Raw genomic sequence first — 18414 nt, 5'->3', positions numbered from 1 at the left:
CCTGCAGAGGCCGAGGAACGATACTACGCCATGCTGGACGCACCAGCATTGGCCGCATAACTTAAACCAAACGGTCTCCGGTAAATCCGGTGCGGTTCAAGGACTCCTCTGTGGCTTTTACCTGCACCGCGAGGAGCCCTCCGGACGAGACTTCGTCGTGATCTGCAAATTCGATCATTCCATCGACCCCAATGTCAGGATCTCCAACCTTGCGGTAAGCAAGCTTCAGTGTCTCTTCTACAAATTGCTCAACCCTGCGCTCTCCCGCCTTGCCGATTCTTTGCCGCCAGTCGAAATGTGTCATCGTGATCCTTGAGCCCCTTTTCTCATTTTCGATACAAAAGGCGAGGTCGTCCTGCAAGGCGGCCCTCGCATGACGCGAATGGTAAAATGATTGGCTGGCTATGCGCCCATGCGGGTAGCCTGATTTGGCTTTTAGTCAAAATATTCTTCGCACTTGCTGATCGTTGAGTTCCCCGTTCCAGCGCAGGCGATATCGCGCATCGATCGTTTGGCAGCTCGCGCGTCTCGAGGATCCGGCAGGAAGGGGTGGAAGCAGTTTGATGTCGCTTGCAACGTGGTGAGACCACATGGCCCGGATACTAGCTCTTCACTGAGTGTTAAGTCTCAATGCTCTACGACGCCGGCATCTAATCAGGTTCTACCGCAGGTGCCCGGATGAATATTGCCCTAGTCATCATGTTCCTCGTTATCGTAGGCTTTTTCACGAAATGGGCGTGGGAAATCGCTATCCGGGAATATAGAAGTTATAGTCAGCCTGCTACGGGACCGCACGACGACAGGCATCTTCCGCCACCGCTCCCCGTTAGGCAGTCAGCCGCCAAGCATGTCTTCTGGTTCACAGTGGCGATAGCAGGCAGCTTACTTAGTGCGTTCATTGTTTGGAAGTCGGGGCTCCTTGTAGCAGCCGCGTTGAGCAGTGATTTTTAGAATAGAATAATACGCGCGACGGATATCACTCTATATCAAGCCAGAGCGATAATACGCTTCAGGGGCAATGTCGCACCGAGGAAGATGCCAGCCATCTCTGGTCTTCGCCTTGATCGTTGCGGCACGGTTCGTAGAGATCATGGTGACGGCCGTTTTTCTCGATCAGTGTAAGCTTGGTCCCGAGGGGCGTGACATCCTGTTTGTATCCCGCAATATCGGATGCGGAGATGCGCCTTACGCGGCAACTTCTGGAAGTTTCTTCTACCTCTACAACATATGTAGCCGCATCACAGACTCCCCAAGCCTTCAATGTAAGCCCGTTATCTCTGGTGAATAGGTCGGCGTACCCCAGGCTACGAGATTTGAGATAGCGCCTGAGCATCGCCCCCCAGGCCATCCCGCCTCCGGCGACCAGCGCGGCCATACCGAGACCGGCCACATACCGTATCATATCGCCAGCGCGTGCGCCCAGACTACTCGGCGCGAGCCAGGCGATCGCCGATAAGATCATTGCAAAGATTGCGAGGTTTGCCCCCCAGTAAACGACTCTCTCACGAGACCTAAGTACGCTTATGGCCCTCAGTTCGTGGAAATGCGCCCATTGCTTCCCGAAAGCTCCATCCGAACTCGCAACGATGTAAAACAAGGTCTCGTTCCGCCTTGCAGTCGCAGACCGGAGCAGATCCGCAGTCAGATGCCTGCTTTCGAGTATCCAAGTGTCTATTAGTGCTATGCCTTCTTCTGAAGCGCCTTGAAATCGAGTCTTGGCCATAATCGTCACAGGGTTTCCTTCCTCACCTGAATGTCGACTATGAGACCACTTCACGCCGACGACAAATGCCGAACGTATCCGGGCCATTGCGGAATAGGCAATTTGGCTACGCTGGCGTGTCCGGACAAACATGCCGATCTTGGCGTCGAATGGGAGCGATGCCGGCGAGGGAAATTGATTCGGGCCGACTCCGAGCCTCATCAAGTGGAGGCAGGTTCTCTGTGCTTCAGGCTCATTCCTAACGCGAACAAGTTGCAAAACCTGCGGCTCTAGGCGCAAACCAACAAGGATCGACTACTAAGCCAAAGGGATAAGCAGTCCATCTCGTTCGATCTATGGCGCACCCGGCAGGATTTTAACTTGCGACCTTTAGAATTGAAGCTGCACACCGTTGCTTTTATTAAGGCGATGATCAGCAGGTATCAATAAGTGTGCCTCGGCTCCTCTTGGTATTCACTTTGTTCTGAAGGCAACTTTCCGGGCACTTTTCGGTGCCCGGAAATGCATTGATCAGCCGTTGGCCATTTTCAGCTTCCAAAATGGCCAGTTTTCGGTGTGATTGGCCAATACTTGGTTCGGTTTCTCATCAGATATCCAGATTATCCGCAAAGGCCGCCCGTTCCTGAATGAAGCGGAAACGGGCATCCGCCTTGGTGCCCATCAGATTGTCGACGGCCTCGCGGGTTCCTTCGAAATCCACGTCGTCGATCTCGACGCGCAGCAGGGTGCGCTTTTCGGGATCCATGGTGGTTTCCTTAAGTTGCGCGGCCATCATTTCGCCGAGGCCTTTGAAGCGGCTGATTTCCACCTTCTTGCCCTTGAACATGGTTTCCATCAGCTCAGTGCGGTGGGCGTCGTCGCGGGCGTAGGCGGATTTCGCACCTTGCGCGATCTTGTAGAGCGGCGGCACGGCCAGATAGAGATGGTTGCCGCGAATGAGTTCCGGCATTTCCTGATAGAAGAAGGTGATGAGCAGCGAGGCGATATGGGCGCCGTCGACATCGGCATCGGTCATGATGATGATGCGCTCGTACCGCAAATCCTCTTCGCGGTACTTTGTGCGCGTGCCGCAGCCCAGCGCCTGGATGAGATCGGCGATCTGCTGGTTGGCGGAGAGCTTTTCGCGGCTGGCGCTGCCGACGTTGAGGATTTTACCGCGCAGCGGCAGGATGGCTTGGTTGGCGCGGTTGCGCGCCTGCTTGGCCGAGCCACCGGCCGAGTCGCCCTCGACGATGAAAAGCTCAGCGCCTTCTGCGGTGTTCTGGGCGCAATCCGCCAGCTTGCCGGGCAGGCGCAGCTTTCGCACGGCGGTCTTGCGATTGACTTCCTTTTCCTTGCGGCGGCGCAGGCGTTCTTCGGCGCGCTCGATCACCCAGTCGAGCAGCTTTGCCGCTTCGCCCGGATTGCCGGCGAGATAATGGTCGAAGGGATCGCGCAGCGCGTTTTCGACGATGCGCTGGGCCTCGACGGTTGCGAGCTTGTCCTTGGTCTGGCCGACGAATTCAGGCTCGCGGATGAAGACGGAGAGCATGCCGGCGGCCGAGATCATCACGTCATCGGTGGTGATGTCCTTGGCGCGCTTGTTCTGCGTCAGGTCCGCATAATTCTTCAGGCCCTTGGTGAGCGCGATGCGGAAGCCCGCCTCATGCGTGCCGCCTTCCGGGGTCGGGATGGTGTTACAATAGGAATGGATCTGCGTGTCGCCGCCATACCAGGTGACTGCCCATTCCAGCGCACCGTGGCCGCCGGTCTTTTCCGTGCGGCCCGAGAAAATTTCGCGGGTGACGGTGAATTCCTTGCCGAGCGTGGCGGCGAGATAGTCCTTCAGGCCGCCGGGGAAATGGAACACGGCCTTTTCGGGGATTTCACCACCGGCCGGCACCATGCCGGGATCGCAGCTCCAGCGGATTTCAACGCCGCCGAACAGATAGGCCTTGGAGCGGGCCATGCGGAAGATGCGGGCCGCCTCGAATTTCGCGTGATCGCCGAAAATTTGCGGATCGGGATGGAAACGCACGCGGGTGCCGCGACGGTTGTGCACGTCGCCCAGCTCTTCCAACGGACCGATCGGCAGACCGCGCGAGAAACGCTGGCGGTAAAGCTTGCGGTTACGCGCCACTTCCACTTCCAGAAGATCGGAGAGCGCATTGACCACGGAAACACCGACGCCGTGCAGGCCGCCCGATGTCTCATAGGCCTTGCCATCGAACTTGCCGCCGGCATGCAGCTTGGTCATGATGACTTCGAGCGTCGACTTGCCCGGCACCTGCGGATGGTTTTCCACGGGGATACCACGGCCGTTATCGGTGACGGTCAGGAAACCTTCCGTATCGAGATGGACCTCGATGAAATTGGCGTGGCCGGCGACGGCCTCGTCCATGGAGTTGTCGATGACTTCGGCAAAAAGGTGGTGCAGCGCCTTTTCGTCCGTGCCGCCGATATACATGCCCGGGCGCATGCGCACGGGCTCAAGCCCCTCGAGCACGCGGATCGAGGACGCGCCGTAGTCGTCACCGGTCGGTGATACAGGGGCGGGCGGCGTCACGGCCGCAACGGCTGCGGGTTTCGGCTGCACATTCGCGTTGGCGGGCACGTTGGCGGCCGCGGTCACCGGCGTCTTTGCGGCATCCCCGTTCGTTTCCGTATCGCTGTTTCGTGCTGCCGGAAGACCGGAGAAGAGATCGTTGCTGTCGTCCATCATGTCCAAAGTTCAAAAGCGTGTGTCAGAATTTCGCCATGCGAATCATTATGCCAGTAGCGTCAATCATAACGCCAAACGCGGTTCCCGTCCGATTCAAGGGTCCGTCTGGCAAACGCGGCGCATCCTATGCCACGATTGTGTCAGGGTTTCGCAACAGGAGGATTGCGCTGCCGGCTTTGCGATGGCAAGTCTCGCAGCCACGAATGAACGGTTAGCCAAGGCATGTCCACAGCTCATTTCACGTTTTGTACTCTTTTTAGCCTGACTGTGGCGGCAATGCCGGTTGCGGCCTCTGCCGCTGATGGGCCGCTGCGTCCCTTCAAGGATGAGCTGTTTTCCGCCCATACGGTGCTTTCCAGCGGCGATGGCGGCGCGTCCGAGATCATCGACTATCAGGAAATGCGCGATATCAACGGTCGCGACGAGGTGCCGGAACGCCGGGTGAAACGACAATATGTCGATATGACGCCGAAGAAGGCGCAGGCGCTCGAAACCGTTTCCGCCGGGGGCAGGGCGCTTGAGGTCGGTCGCGTCGGGCCGGCGAGCGGCCAGGCCTTCACCGTCATCTTCATCCACGGGCGCGGCGGTGACCGGCGGCTCGGCATGAACGACTACACCTTCGGCGGCAACTTCAACAGGCTGAAAAATCTGGCTGTCGCCAATGGAGGCACCTATTATGCGCCCAGCGTTCGTTCCTTCGATGAGAACGGCGTTGCCGATATCGCGGCGCTGATTGCGGATGCGGCCGGAAAGTCGGGCGGTAAGCCTGTTATTCTGACCTGCGCCTCCATGGGTAGTTTCATCTGCTATGGCATCAGCCGTGACAAGGCGGCCGTCGCCAATCTCAAGGGCATGGCGATCCTCGGCGGGGCGGTCGATCCGGATTTTCCGAAAAGCGCCTTTGCAAAGGCGAAGAAGCCGGTCTGGTTTACCCACGGCAGCGCCGACAAGGTTTATTCGGCCGATCAGCAGGCGACGATCTTCCGCACGTTGTTGAAGGCTGGCGAGCCGGCGCGGTTCACGCGTTACGAGACCGGCAGCCACGGAACGCCGGTGCGCATGACCGACTGGCGGGCGGTCTTGAACTGGATTTTGAGCCGTTAGGGGAGCATTCAGGGCGTCCTCACGACAAATTTTTCAAATTCGCCGCTGGTTTTAACCCTTGCACCGCTTTTTTGTACCAATTGTCGCTGCCTGCGGCTAAAGGAATATCCGGGAAAATTCCGGCAGAGCTTCTGTCGTGATCAAGGGCCTCTGGAGGCCGAGGGTTGGAGCGCCGCGAGCGGCGCTGCTAGACAAAGGGAATGGGATACGCATGACGCCGAATGTTCGACCGCTTGTAGCCGGAAACTGGAAGATGAACGGCACGCGTGCCTCGCTCGATCAGATCAAGGCCATGGCAGAGGGCGTCAAGGGCGCGCTTTCCCAGAAGGTGGATGCGCTGATCTGCCCGCCTTCGACCTTGCTTTATGTCGCCACCGCGCTCTGCGATGACAGCCCGCTGATGATCGGCGCTCAGGATTGCCACCAGAACGCCTCCGGCGCGCACACCGGCGATATTTCCGCTGAGATGATCGCCGACTGCTTCGGCACCCATGTCATCGTTGGTCATTCGGAGCGCCGCACTGACCATGCCGAGACCGATCATCTGGTGCGCGCCAAGGCATCCGCCGCCCATCAGGCCGATCTCATCGCAATCGTCTGCATCGGCGAAACGGCGGATGAGCGCAAGGCGGGTCAGACGCTCGATATTCTCAAGCGCCAGCTCGCCGGCTCCCTGCCGGATGAGGCGACGGCGGAAAATACCGTCATCGCCTATGAGCCCGTGTGGGCGATCGGCACGGGTCTGACACCCACCGTGGACGATGTGCGCGAGGCCCATGCCTTCATGCGCGACGAACTCGTCAAGCGCTTCGGCGACGCCGGCAAGACCATGCGCATCCTCTATGGCGGCTCGGTGAAGCCCGCCAATGCGCTGGAGTTGATGGGTGTTGAAAACGTCGACGGCGCGCTGATCGGCGGTGCGAGCTTGAAAGCCTCCGACTTCCTGTCCATCTATGCGGCATACGAGCAACTGACGGCTTGATCGGAGCTTTCCTGCGAGTGGAGCGGGAAAGGGGCTTGGAATAAGCCTTCGCCTCATGTAAAGAGCCGCGAAACCTTCTTTGTAGTGCTCCGCGCGGGGCATGGAATGGATTGTCATGCAGACCGTTTTGATTGTTATTCACCTCATGATCGTGCTGGCGCTTGTCGGCGTGGTCCTGATCCAGCGTTCCGAAGGCGGTGGCCTCGGTATCGGCGGCGGTTCGGGCTTCATGTCCGCGCGCGGAACGGCCAATGCGCTGACGCGTACCACGGCGATCCTTGCCGCGCTGTTCTTCGCGACCTCGCTCGGCCTCGGTCTCCTGACGCGCTACGAATCGCGCCCGACCGACATTCTGAACCGTATTCCGGCCACGCAGGGCCAGGGTAACGGCATTCTCGATACGCTCGGCCCGTCAACGACGCCGTCGACGCCCGCTCCGGCTGAGAATGGCGTTCCGACCAATGGTGCAGCCGCACCGGCTCAGACGACCCCGGCTCCGGCCGCTTCCGGCACGGCCGCGCCGGCCCCGGCGCAGCCAGCCGATCCGAACGCAGTTCCGACCGGTCAATAAGCCCGGTTTTGATTTAACGCTCCGGCAGGCCAAAAGCCTGCCGGTTTTCTTTTGTTCGCATTCCGGCCTGTGACCCATCGCAAATTCGTCAACAGCGAATTTTCGAAAGCATGAAATTTGGGCTGGCGGAATCAGAGGTAAAAAGGTATCCGGTGAATCCCATGGCGCGATATGTATTCATCACAGGCGGCGTGGTCTCCTCTCTAGGCAAGGGCATCGCCGCGGCAGCACTCGGAGCTTTGTTGCAATCCCGTGGTTATCGGGTGCGGCTTCGCAAACTTGACCCCTATTTGAACGTCGATCCCGGCACCATGAGCCCGACACAGCACGGCGAAGTGTTCGTGACGGATGACGGTGCCGAGACGGACCTCGACCTTGGCCACTATGAACGCTTTACCGGGCGTTCAGCCACCAAGACCGACAACATCACGACCGGCCGCATCTACAAGAACATCATCGACAAGGAACGGCGCGGCGATTATCTCGGCGCGACCGTTCAGGTCATTCCGCATGTCACCAACGAGATCAAGGATTTCGTCACCGAAGGTAATGACGATTACGACTTCGTCATCTGCGAAATCGGCGGCACGGTGGGTGATATCGAGGCGATGCCGTTCATGGAGGCGATCCGTCAGCTCGGCAACGACCTGCCGCGCGGCACCGCAATCTATCTTCACCTGACGCTGATGCCCTATATTCCGGCAGCCGGCGAGCTGAAGACCAAGCCGACCCAGCATTCCGTCAAGGAGCTGCAGGCGCTCGGTATTCATCCCGACATCCTCTTGGTGCGCGCCGACCGGGAAATCCCGGAAGCCGAACGCCGCAAGCTTTCGCTATTTTGCAACGTGCGTCCTTCCGCCGTCATCCAGGCGCTGGATGTGGCGAATATCTATGACGTTCCGATTGCCTACCACAAGGAAGGCCTCGATTCGGAAGTGCTGGCCGCTTTCGGCATTGAGCCGGCGCCGAAGCCGCGTCTGGAACAGTGGGAAGAGGTTTGCAACCGCATCCGCACGCCGGAAGGCGAAGTGACGATTGCGATTGTCGGCAAATATACCGGTCTCAAGGACGCGTATAAGTCGCTGATCGAGGCGCTGCATCACGGCGGCTTTGCGAACCGCGTCAAGGTCAAGCTTGAGTGGATCGAGTCGGAAGTCTTCGAAAAGGAAGATCCGACGCCCTATCTCGAAAAGGTCAACGGCATTCTGGTGCCGGGCGGTTTTGGCGAGCGCGGTTCGGAAGGCAAGATCATGGCGGCACAGTTCGCGCGTGAGCGCAACGTGCCCTATTTCGGCATCTGCTTTGGCATGCAGATGGCGGTCGTTGAAGCGGCCCGTCATCTGGCCGGCATCGAACATGCCTCCTCCACCGAATTCGGGCCGACGTCCGAGCCGGTCGTTGGTCTGATGACCGAATGGGTGAAGGGCAACGAGTTGGAGAAACGCTCCTCCAAGGGCGATCTCGGCGGCACGATGCGCCTCGGCGCCTACAAGGCGGCGCTGAAGAAAGACACCAAGATCGCCGAGATTTACGGCTCCACGGATATTTCCGAGCGCCACCGTCACCGCTATGAGGTGAATGTGGACTACAAGGACCGTCTGGAAGAATGCGGCCTCGTCTTCTCTGGCATGTCTCCTGACGGTGTCCTGCCGGAAACGGTGGAATATCCTGACCATCCGTGGTTCATCGGCGTTCAGTACCATCCGGAACTGAAGAGCCGCCCGCTTGACCCGCATCCGCTGTTTGCCAGCTTCGTTGAGGCGGCGGTGGAGCAGAGCCGGCTGGTTTGACGGTTTGAATGAGATGAAGAGGGCCGCGACAGCGGCCCTTTTTTGTTGGGTGATACCTTCCCTCCGTCATCCTCGGGTCAAGCCCGAGGATGACGTCGAGTATGGGGGAAAGGCTTGTCAGCTGTGCGAGGTAGTGTCATGCGCTTACAGCAAACAAAAAACGGGCCCGAAGGCCCGTTCTGCATTCCATCAAAATCCAAACCGATTACTTCGGCCCGATCATGTTCTCCGGGCGCACATACTGGTCGAACTCCTCGTTGGTGAGGTATCCGCCGCCAACGGCCTCGTCGCGCAGCGTCGTGCCGTTCTTGTGCGCGGTCTTGGCGATCTTGGCGCAGATGTCGTAGCCGAGCTTGCCGTTCAGCGCCGTCACCAGCATCAGCGAGTTTTCGACGCCCTTTTTGATGTTGTCTTCGCGGGCCTCGATGCCGACGACGCAATTGTCGGTGAAGGAGACGGCCGCATCGCCCAGAAGCTGGACCGACTGCAGGAAGTTGTAGGCCATCATCGGGTTATAGACGTTGAGCTCGAAGTGACCCTGCGAACCGGCGAAGGACAGTGCTGCATTGTTGCCGAAGATGTGGGCGCAAACCTGCGTCAGCGCTTCCGACTGGGTGGGGTTGACCTTGCCAGGCATGATCGACGAGCCGGGCTCGTTTTCCGGCAGCGAGAGTTCGCCGAGACCGGCGCGCGGGCCGGAGCCGAGGAAGCGGATGTCGTTGGCGATCTTGAAGAGCGCAGCCGCAGCCGCATTGATCGCGCCATGGGAGAAGACCATGGAATCATGCGAGGCGAGCGCTTCGAACTTGTTCGGCGCGGTGACGAAGGGCAGGCCGGTGATCTTGGAAATTTCCTCTGCGACCTTTTCGGCAAAACCAACCGGAGCATTGAGGCCCGTGCCGACGGCGGTGCCGCCTTGGGCGAGCTTGGAAAGCGCGGGCAGGGTGGTTTCGATGTTGGCGATGGCGGAGGCGACCTGCGCGGCGTAACCGGAGAATTCCTGGCCCAGCGTCAGCGGCGTTGCATCCTGCGTGTGGGTGCGGCCAATCTTGATGATCTTCGCAAACTGCTTGACCTTGGCTTCCAACGCCTTGTGCAGGTGCTTGAGGCTCGGCAGCAAGTGATGAACGATCTCTTCCACGCAGGCGATATGCATCGCAGTGGGGTAGGTGTCGTTCGAGGACTGGCTCATATTGACGTGGTCGTTGGGGTGCACGGGCTTCTTGCTGCCCATTTCGCCGCCGAGCATTTCGATTGCGCGGTTGGAAATCACCTCATTGGCGTTCATGTTGGACTGGGTGCCGGAGCCGGTCTGCCAGACGACGAGCGGAAAATGCTCGGTCAGCTTGCCGTCGATCACTTCCTGCGCGGCGGCGATGATGGCCTCACCGATCTTCGGGTCGAGGCCGGCAAGCGCCATATTGGCGCGGGCTGCGGCCTGCTTGACGATGCCGAGCGCGCGAACGACAGAGGCGGGCTGCTTTTCCCAGCCGATCTTGAAGTTGCCGAGCGAGCGCTGCGCCTGGGCGCCCCAATAGCGATCGGCCTGAACTTCAATGGGTCCAAATGTATCGGTTTCCGTCCGTGTGGCTGTCATCAATCTTGCCTTTTTCCTCGTTTTCCTCCGCCAAAACGGCGCCTTCGCCCGCCTTGCGCGGCCGATATATAGAATCATCGCGCCGGCAATGAAAGCGCTGCAATGCGGCGCAGGCAGATATTTCCCGCCGTGCAAAAGCGATTTCGCCGTATGGCGCGGCGCGGGGCGAAAAAGGTGCCGGCGTGTCATTTTTACTACGACGCGAAATGGCCGGCGAACAGGGCTTTCCGGGGTGCCGTGATGGGCTGATGGGGCAGGGCAAAGTGAATGAAATAAATAGAAATTTAACCATTCTCGCCAATTCTGGAAATTACGTTTTTATGGCTTTGGCTGTATTATAAGGTTCATTTCGGCACGGTTGTGGGCTTTTTCGCGTTTTCTTTTCAACTGGCCGTCTATCGGCTAGACAGGCATGAAACTGATGCCCGCCTTTTGCTGGCGGTGCTGGGTGCTACGAGGATCAAATTGCAAGTCACATCTGGAAAAACATCGGCAGCACTGGTGCTGGCTCTCGGTCTTTCCGTTTCCACCGCTCTTCCCGGCAGTGCCGGGGCGGTAACGTTGATGGACCTCCTGCGCGGTGGCCCCGGTAAGATCGCGCGGGATCGCGGCGAGTTGCCGCCGGCCGGCATCGTTACCTCACCCTCCGGATCGAGTGCGGGCCAAAGCGCCGATGCTTCCGATCCCGAGCCATTGCCGCGTGTTTCAGGCCCGCGCTATTACAACTACAAGGCGGATTCGGCCCGTGCGGTAAACACGGCGAATTTCGGTGAAGGCCTTGCCAATCTGAAGTTCAGCGCCACCCCTGAGATCGCCAAGGCACTGGAAGCCTATTACGGCGCCGGCGGCAAGACGCTGTGGGTTTCGGAAGGCGAGCTGACCGCGCGCGCCAACGCTGTCATCGCCTTTCTCGAGACGGTCGATGAAAGCGGCCTCGATCCGGCCGATTACAGCATTTCGCCACCGGCAAAGGATGTGACGGCCAGCATCACCAATGCTTCCGGCGCGGCTGCAACCGCTACGACGGTGGAGATGGCCTCGGCGCCCGTGTCCGACGCCTATCAGCGGGCCCAGATGCAGTTCGAGCTGGCGCTTTCCGCCAAGGTTCTGGCCTATGTTCAGGATACGACCCGCGGCCGTGTCGATCCGAACCGGCTTTCCGGCTACCACGATTTCAAGCGCAAGACGGTGAACCTCGCACCGGTGCTGAAGCTTGCCGGCCTGAGCCCCGATGTTGCCGCGTATCTGCGCAGCCGCGAACCGTCGAGCGCCGAATATCTGGCGCTGAAGTCTGAACTTGCGCGCCTGCGCGACGAGGGCGATGCAGCGCATGTCGTCCGCGTTCCTGCCGATCTGTTGCTAAAGCCGGGCAATAGCAGCGCGGATATGGCCAATGTCGTCATGGCCATCGAACATCGCGCTTCGCCCGCCTTCAAGGCCGAGCATGCGGCAATCATTTCCGCTTACCAGCAAACGCCGGACTATACGCCCGATCTCGTCGATCTGGTGAAGGCGTTCCAGAGCGAAAACGGCCTGAAGCCGGACGGCGTTATCGGCCGCGCGACCGTGCGCGCCATGGTCGGCGAAAGCAATGACGCGAAGATCGCCAAGGTGCAGGTGGCCATGGAGCAGATCCGCTGGCTTCCGGCCGATCTCGGCCAGCGCTATGTCTTCATCAACCAGCCGGCGTTCATGGCCTACTACCACAATGACGGCGTGGAGCAGTTCGGTATGAAGGTGGTCGTCGGCTCCAAGGCCAACCAGACCTATTTCTTTCAGGACCAGATCCAGACTGTCGAGTTCAACCCCTATTGGGGTGTGCCGCAGTCGATCATCGTCAACGAGATGCTGCCGAAGCTACGCCGCGATCCGTCCTATCTCGACCGGCTCGGTTACGAAGTGCAGGTGGGCGGCCGTGCGGTCTCTTCCACCAGCGTCAACTGGTATGGCTCCACCAACGCCGTTTCCGTGCGCCAGCCGCCGAGCAGCGACAATGCGTTGGGCGATCTGAAAATCCTGTTCCCCAATGCACATGCCATCTACATGCATGACACGCCTGCCAAGAGCTTCTTCAACCGCGACATGCGGGCGCTGAGCCACGGCTGTATCCGCCTCGTCGATCCGCGCCGCATGGCCGCTGCCGTTCTTGGCACCAGCGTCGACAAGGTCGGCGAGCAGATCGCGTCGGGCAAGAACCGCGCCGTTCAGGTGCCGGAGAAGATTCCGGTCTACGTGGCCTATTTCACCGCGTGGCCGGACAAGGACGGCAAGGTGCAGTTCTTTGACGATGTCTATGATCGTGACAGCTATGTGCAGAAGGCCTTTGCCGTGACGACCAAGGCGCGGGCTGCGTCGATCTGATGGAAATATCACCGAGAGAAAAAGCGCAGGCGACGGTGCTCAATTCTCTCTTCCGTCATGCTCGGGCTTGTCCCGAGCATCTGCAACGCCTCAATTTATAGGACGCAATTAGATCCTCGGCACAAGGCCGAGGATGACGTCGAGGGTGAGGGGGGCATCATCCTCATTCAGCGCTGTCTGCTTTTATGTCGTCCGGTTTCTCCTGCCGCTCCCTCAAGCCGCCGCTGCCCCCTTGGCGACCAGCTTTTCAAAGAGCGCTGGTGTCAGAGCTGCGAAATTGTCGATCACGACATCCGGTTCGAGCTCGGCCATCGGCACGTCCGTGTAGCCGAAGGTAACACCGATGGAGGGGATACTGGCGTTCCTAGCGGCCAGGATGTCGTTGATGCTGTCGCCGACCATGATCGTGCGCTCAGGGTCGCCGCCGGCTCTTTCGATGGTGCCCAGGATATGGCGCGCGTCAGGCTTTCGGAATTCGAAACTGTCGCCACAGGTAAGCGCGGCAAAGTACTTCATAAGATCAAGTTCTTCGAGCAGCGGACGGGCGAGAACTTCGGTCTTGTTGGTGCAGACGGCAAGCGTGATGCCGGCTTGCGAGAGTGCGTCCAGCGTCTCGACAATGCCCGGATAGGGGCGGCTTTTTCCGGGCATCTCTGCGCGGTAATGCTCTATCAGCCGTTCGTAGAGCGGTTCCAGTCCTGCCTCCGGCAGTTCCTTTTCCCGCAGAGCGAAGGCGCGTTTGATCGTTACGCGTGCACCCTGGCCGACGAGATGAGTGATGTCCTCATAAGTGACCGGCGCAAGCCCTGCGATGGCAATCGTGTGGTTGAGGCTGGCAATAAGATCGGCGGCGGTGTCGACCAGCGTGCCGTCGAGATCGAAAATGGCGAGCGGGGAGAGCGGGCGGGGTGTCAAGGAAACGACCTCTTGGGGAACGCGGGGCTGAACTTTTTATTCTTTCATTGGGGTCAAGCCTAGGCAAATGGACCTGTCTTTGCAAGCACACGACAACGTTCTGTTCGTTGCCTTGAAAAAGGCTTTCGTTTGGCTTTCGACCCGTGTAAACAGCACGGCGACGATAAAGCTACCGGAGTTTCAGGCACATGGATGCCCGCCAGATGAAGATCAAGGCCGCCGAGGCCGCATTGTCCCATGTACAGGATGGGATGCGGCTCGGTATCGGCACGGGCTCGACGGCCGAGGAATTCGTCAGGCTTTTGGCCGAGAAGGTCGCGGCAGGGCTCAAGGTCGAGGGCGTGCCGACATCCGAGCGCACCGCGCGCCTGTGCGTCGAGCTTGGCGTTCCGCTGAAATCGCTGGATGAATTGCCGGAACTGGATTTGACCATCGACGGTGCGGATGAGGTCGATCATGCGCTGCGCCTCGTCAAGGGCGGCGGCGGCGCGCTTCTGCGCGAAAAGATCGTTGCGGCGGCATCCGCCCGCATGATTGTGATCGCCGACCAGAGCAAGGTGGTGGAGACGCTGGGCGCTTTTCCGCTTCCCATCGAAATCAACCCTTTCGGCCAGGTGGCGACGCGTATCGCCATCGAAAAACTGGCGTCGCGTTCCGGGCTTTCCGGCACGCTTGCGCTGCGCTCTTCCGGCGACGGCGCCTTCATGACCGATGGCGGGCACCTTATCCTCGACGCATCTTTTGGCCGTATTCCTGATGCAGAAGCGCTAGCACGCGAGCTGAACACGATTCCCGGTGTCGTCGAGCACGGACTTTTCATAAATTTGGCATCGCTTGCCATTATCGCGGGTCCTGAAGGCGCCCGCGTGATGCAGGCAGTATAACAGGAGCGAGATTTTCATGGTCAAACTAGCGGGACTGGGCAAAGCTGCCGCTGCTTCGATCCTCATTTCCGGCATCGCGTTCGGTACTGCCGCACGCGCCCAGGAAATTTCGGAAGCGCATATCGCCGCCGCACGGCAGGCGATCACTTCTCTTGGCGTTACCGACCGTTTCGACGACATTCTGCCGGGTCTGGCGGAGCGTCTGAAGGCCGAACTCATTCAGGCTTCGCCGAACGTTCAGGATGCGATCACCGAGACTGTTGACGCGAAGGCTCTCGAGCTTGCGCCGCGCCGCGCCGATCTGGAGCGCGAAGCAGCGCTCACCTATGCGCGCGCCTTCACCGTTGAAGAGCTGAACGCCATTTCCACCTTCTACAGCAGCGAAGCCGGCAAGAAGCTCCTGAAGGATGGCCCGATCGCCACGCGCGAACTGATGAAGGCCGCCGATATCTGGGCCGCCGGCATCAACCGCGACCTCAACGCTTCCAGCATGTCGGAACTGCAGAAGGTTGCCGGCGCCGATCTGAAGCCGCTTCCGGCCGATCAGAACGCCACGGGCGGCGCTCCGGCGGCTCCCAAGCCCTGATTGGGTGAACGGACAATTCAGAAATATTCAAAGCCCGGCCGCAAGACCGGGCTTTTCATTTGTGCGTCGCAGCACCTATATGTGCCGTGAATGCGCCGCCGCCCGTCTCGAGGCTGAGGACGGCGGTTTTGATCAGGGGTTTTGACTATGACAGCTTATGACTACGATCTTTTCGTCATCGGTGGCGGTTCCGGCGGCGTGCGCAGCGGCCGTGTGGCGGCCTCGCTCGGCAAGCGCGTGGCGATCGCCGAGGAATATCGCTATGGCGGAACCTGCGTCATCCGCGGCTGCGTGCCGAAGAAGCTGTTCGTTTATGCCTCGCAATTTCCGGAGCATTTCGAGGACTCGGAAGGATTTGGCTGGAGCGTCGGCGAGCGCAGCTTCGACTGGAAGAAGCTTATCGCTGCCAAGGACAAGGAAATCACCCGTCTCGAGGGGCTCTACCGCAAGGGTCTGGAAAACGCCAAGGCCGATATTTTCGACAGCCGGGCGGAATTGGTCGACGCCCATACCGTGAAGCTGACAAAAACCGGCGAGACCTTCACCGCCGAGCGTATCCTGATCGCTGTCGGCGGCACGCCGAACGAGCACAAGGCGCTGCCTGGCCATGAGCTGACGATCTCCTCCAACGAGGCCTTCGATCTGGAAGAACTGCCGAAATCGATCCTGATTGCCGGCGGCGGTTATATCGCTGTCGAATTCGCCAATATCTTCCATGGGCTCGGCGTTGAAACGACACTGATTTACCGCGGCAAGGAAATCCTCTCGCGGTTCGATCACGACATGTGCAAGGGTCTGCATGAGGCGATGGAGGCCAAGGGCATCCGCATCATTCTCGAAGACATCATCGAGGAAGTCAGCAAGGATGGTGCGGGCGGTTTCGTGGCGCGCACCAAACAGGGTAGCTCGCTGCATGTCGGTCTGGTGATGCTGGCGCTCGGGCGAGATCCGAACACCAAGGGCCTCGGTCTCGAAAACGCCGGTGTGAAGCTGGATGCGCGGGGCGCGATCATCGTTGATGATTACTCGCGCACCAACGTGCCTGGTATCTTCGCGCTGGGCGACGTCACCGACCGGGTACAACTGACGCCGGTGGCGATCCACGAGGCCATGTGCTTCATCGAGACCGAATACAAGAACAACCCCACGAAGCCGGATCACGAGCTGATCGCAACGGCGGTGTTCTCGCAGCCGGAGATCGGCACCGTCGGTCTTTCGGAAGAGGAAGCGGGCAAGAAATATCCGGAACTGGAAGTTTATCGCGCACAGTTCCGGCCGATGAAGGCGACGTTGTCCGGCCGTCAGGAAAAGACGATCATGAAGCTGATCGTCAATGCTAGCGACCGTAAAGTCGTCGGCGCGCATATTCTCGGCCATGAGGCGGGAGAGATGGCGCAGCTTCTCGGCATCACGCTGAAAGCCGGCTGCACCAAGGATGATTTCGACCGCACCATGGCGGTTCATCCGACGGCCGCCGAAGAGCTGGTGACGATGTATTCGCCGAGCTACCGCGTGGTGAATGGCGAGCGTGTGTAACGCCGGTACAGGCGTGACATAATCGCCGCCCCCATCAGCCTGCCGCCCTTTGAAAGCGAAGTTTTCGAATGGCGGCGGGGTTGTTAAATCGTTTGAATTGACTTTTGTGCGTCTGGAGCGCCCAAAACGGGCAGAATGAGCCTGTTAGCCCTGACATCGGCTATGCAAAGCCGATGCTTGGAGCTATAAGCCGCTCAATTTTTCGAGGCGGCCGCGCGACGTCGCGCGGGCGAAAAAAGGGTTAAGAACATGGCACAGAATTGGACCCCCGGCAGCTGGCGGCAGAAACCGATCCAGCAGGTTCCCGAATATCCGGATGCGGCAGCGCTTGCGGCAACGGAAGCCACGCTTGCGACTTACCCGCCGTTGGTGTTTGCCGGCGAAGCCCGCCGCCTGAAGAAACAGCTCGCCAATGTGGCCGAAGGCAACGCTTTCCTGCTGCAGGGCGGCGATTGCGCCGAAAGCTTCCTCGAGCACGGTGCAGACAACATCCGCGACTTCTTCCGCGCGTTCCTGCAGATGGCCGTCGTGCTGACCTATGGCGCGCAGCTGCCCGTCGTGAAGGTCGGCCGCATTGCCGGTCAGTTCGCCAAGCCGCGCTCTTCCAATGTTGAAGTGCAGGATGGCGTTTCGCTGCCGTCCTACCGCGGTGACATCATCAACGGTATCGAATTCAACGAAGCCTCGCGCATTCCGAGCCCGGAGCGCCAGCTCGACGCCTATCGCCAGTCCGCTGCGACGCTGAACCTGCTGCGCGCTTTCGCGATGGGCGGTTATGCCAATCTCGAAAACGTTCACCAGTGGATGCTCGGCTTCATCAAGGACAGCCCGCAGGCGGATCGTTACCGCAAACTGGCCGACCGGATTTCCGAAACCATGGATTTCATGAAGGCGATCGGCATTAGCGCGGACAGCAATCCGAGCCTGCGCGAGACCGACTTCTTCACCAGCCATGAAGCGCTGCTTCTCGGTTACGAAGAGGCGCTTACCCGTGTCGATTCAACGTCCGGCGACTGGTACGCGACCTCTGGACACATGCTTTGGATCGGCGACCGCACACGTCAGCTCGACCATGCGCATGTGGAATATTTCCGCGGCATCAAGAACCCGATCGGTCTGAAATGCGGTCCGTCGCTGACGCCTGACAATCTGATCGAACTGATCGACGCGCTGAACCCGGCGAACGAGGCCGGCCGCCTGACGCTGATCTGCCGTTTCGGCCATGACAAGGTGGCGGACAGCCTGCCGAAGCTCATCCGTACGGTGGAGAAGGAGGGCCGCAAGGTCGTGTGGTCCTGCGATCCGATGCATGGCAACACCATCACGCTCAATCACTACAAGACGCGTCCGTTCGAGCGGATCCTTTCGGAAGTCGAAAGCTTCTTCCAGATCCATCGCGCCGAAGGCACACATCCGGGCGGCATCCACATCGAGATGACCGGCAAGGACGTGACGGAATGCACCGGTGGCGCGCGCGCCGTGACGGCGGATTCGCTGTCCGACCGTTACCACACCCATTGCGACCCGCGCCTCAACGCCGATCAGGCGCTGGAACTGGCATTCCTGCTATCCGAGCGCATGAAGAGCGGCCGCGACGAGAAGCGTCTGGCGATTGCCAACGCCTGATCCAGGCAATGAGCACATAAAACAAAAAAGCCGCCGGG

The 18414-nt window shown here is 59.7% G+C and carries 14 protein-coding genes; 9 read left to right on the top strand and 5 right to left on the bottom strand.

Annotated features, from left to right (window positions below):
- Positions 1–61 precede the first annotated feature (61 nt).
- Positions 62–361, bottom strand: coding sequence for a DUF4365 domain-containing protein (locus ACQZ48_RS13030; RefSeq protein WP_448728880.1), 300 nt, complete (start codon positions 359–361; stop codon positions 62–64).
- Positions 362–2309: 1948 nt separating this feature from the next.
- On the bottom strand, positions 2310–4424 hold the full coding sequence (gene parE / locus ACQZ48_RS13025; RefSeq protein ID WP_137410439.1) for a DNA topoisomerase IV subunit B: 2115 nt from the start codon (positions 4422–4424) through the stop codon (positions 2310–2312).
- Between the two features lie 222 nt (positions 4425–4646).
- Here parE and ACQZ48_RS13020 point away from each other — a divergent pair, with 222 nt between their 5' ends.
- The 4 genes from ACQZ48_RS13020 to ACQZ48_RS13005 all read left to right on the top strand — a co-directional run bounded on the left by ACQZ48_RS13020 (position 4647) and on the right by ACQZ48_RS13005 (position 8871).
- The gene (locus ACQZ48_RS13020; protein ID WP_191218587.1) at positions 4647–5528 is read left to right on the top strand and encodes an alpha/beta fold hydrolase; all 882 of its coding nucleotides are present in this window, start codon (positions 4647–4649) and stop codon (positions 5526–5528) included.
- Positions 5529–5739: 211 nt separating this feature from the next.
- Positions 5740–6510, top strand: a complete 771-nt coding sequence (gene tpiA, locus ACQZ48_RS13015; RefSeq protein ID WP_077982212.1) for a triose-phosphate isomerase — start codon at positions 5740–5742, stop codon at positions 6508–6510.
- A 115-nt stretch (positions 6511–6625) separates the two neighbouring features.
- Positions 6626–7081 carry a preprotein translocase subunit SecG gene (gene secG, locus ACQZ48_RS13010; RefSeq protein ID WP_137410437.1) on the top strand — a complete coding sequence of 152 codons (456 nt, stop codon included), beginning with the start codon at positions 6626–6628 and terminating at the stop codon, positions 7079–7081.
- 152 nt (positions 7082–7233) lie between these two features.
- Positions 7234–8871, top strand: coding sequence for a CTP synthase (locus ACQZ48_RS13005; protein WP_162520379.1), 1638 nt, complete (start codon positions 7234–7236; stop codon positions 8869–8871).
- 205 nt (positions 8872–9076) lie between these two features.
- Here the strand turns inward: ACQZ48_RS13005 and fumC are convergent, their stop codons facing one another.
- Positions 9077–10468 carry a class II fumarate hydratase gene (fumC, locus tag ACQZ48_RS13000; protein WP_191218586.1) on the bottom strand — a complete coding sequence of 464 codons (1392 nt, stop codon included), beginning with the start codon at positions 10466–10468 and terminating at the stop codon, positions 9077–9079.
- Positions 10425–10760, bottom strand: a complete 336-nt coding sequence (locus ACQZ48_RS12995; protein WP_191218585.1) for a hypothetical protein — start codon at positions 10758–10760, stop codon at positions 10425–10427. The genes fumC and ACQZ48_RS12995 overlap by 44 nt, the downstream gene beginning before the upstream one ends.
- A gap of 173 nt (positions 10761–10933) precedes the next feature.
- On the opposite strand from ACQZ48_RS12995, the gene ACQZ48_RS12990 reads away from it, so the two are divergent.
- Positions 10934–12829 carry a L,D-transpeptidase family protein gene (locus ACQZ48_RS12990; protein ID WP_210256905.1) on the top strand — a complete coding sequence of 632 codons (1896 nt, stop codon included), beginning with the start codon at positions 10934–10936 and terminating at the stop codon, positions 12827–12829.
- A gap of 213 nt (positions 12830–13042) precedes the next feature.
- On the opposite strand, the gene ACQZ48_RS12985 is transcribed toward ACQZ48_RS12990, so the two are convergent.
- Positions 13043–13744: an HAD family hydrolase gene (locus ACQZ48_RS12985; RefSeq protein WP_191218584.1), complete on the bottom strand. Its 702-nt coding sequence runs from the start codon at positions 13742–13744 to the stop codon at positions 13043–13045.
- A gap of 188 nt (positions 13745–13932) precedes the next feature.
- Between ACQZ48_RS12985 and rpiA the strand changes: the two genes are divergently transcribed.
- From rpiA to ACQZ48_RS12965, 4 genes are all read left to right on the top strand, one after another.
- Complete coding sequence (gene rpiA, locus ACQZ48_RS12980; protein WP_077982216.1) at positions 13933–14628, top strand: ribose-5-phosphate isomerase RpiA; 696 nt, start codon at positions 13933–13935, stop codon at positions 14626–14628.
- Positions 14629–14644: 16 nt separating this feature from the next.
- The gene (locus tag ACQZ48_RS12975; RefSeq protein ID WP_077982217.1) at positions 14645–15214 is read left to right on the top strand and encodes a DUF2059 domain-containing protein; all 570 of its coding nucleotides are present in this window, start codon (positions 14645–14647) and stop codon (positions 15212–15214) included.
- Between the two features lie 147 nt (positions 15215–15361).
- Positions 15362–16750 carry a glutathione-disulfide reductase gene (gene gor / locus ACQZ48_RS12970; protein WP_448728879.1) on the top strand — a complete coding sequence of 463 codons (1389 nt, stop codon included), beginning with the start codon at positions 15362–15364 and terminating at the stop codon, positions 16748–16750.
- Between the two features lie 249 nt (positions 16751–16999).
- Positions 17000–18376 (top strand): class II 3-deoxy-7-phosphoheptulonate synthase, encoded by a 1377-nt coding sequence (locus ACQZ48_RS12965; protein WP_448728878.1) that lies wholly within the window; start codon positions 17000–17002, stop codon positions 18374–18376.
- Positions 18377–18414: the final 38 nt, after the last annotated feature.

The organism is Agrobacterium sp. 22-209-1 (assembly GCF_053522485.1).
The sequence above is the reverse complement of the archived record's forward strand: the minus strand, read 5'-3'. Positions and strand labels throughout refer to the sequence as shown.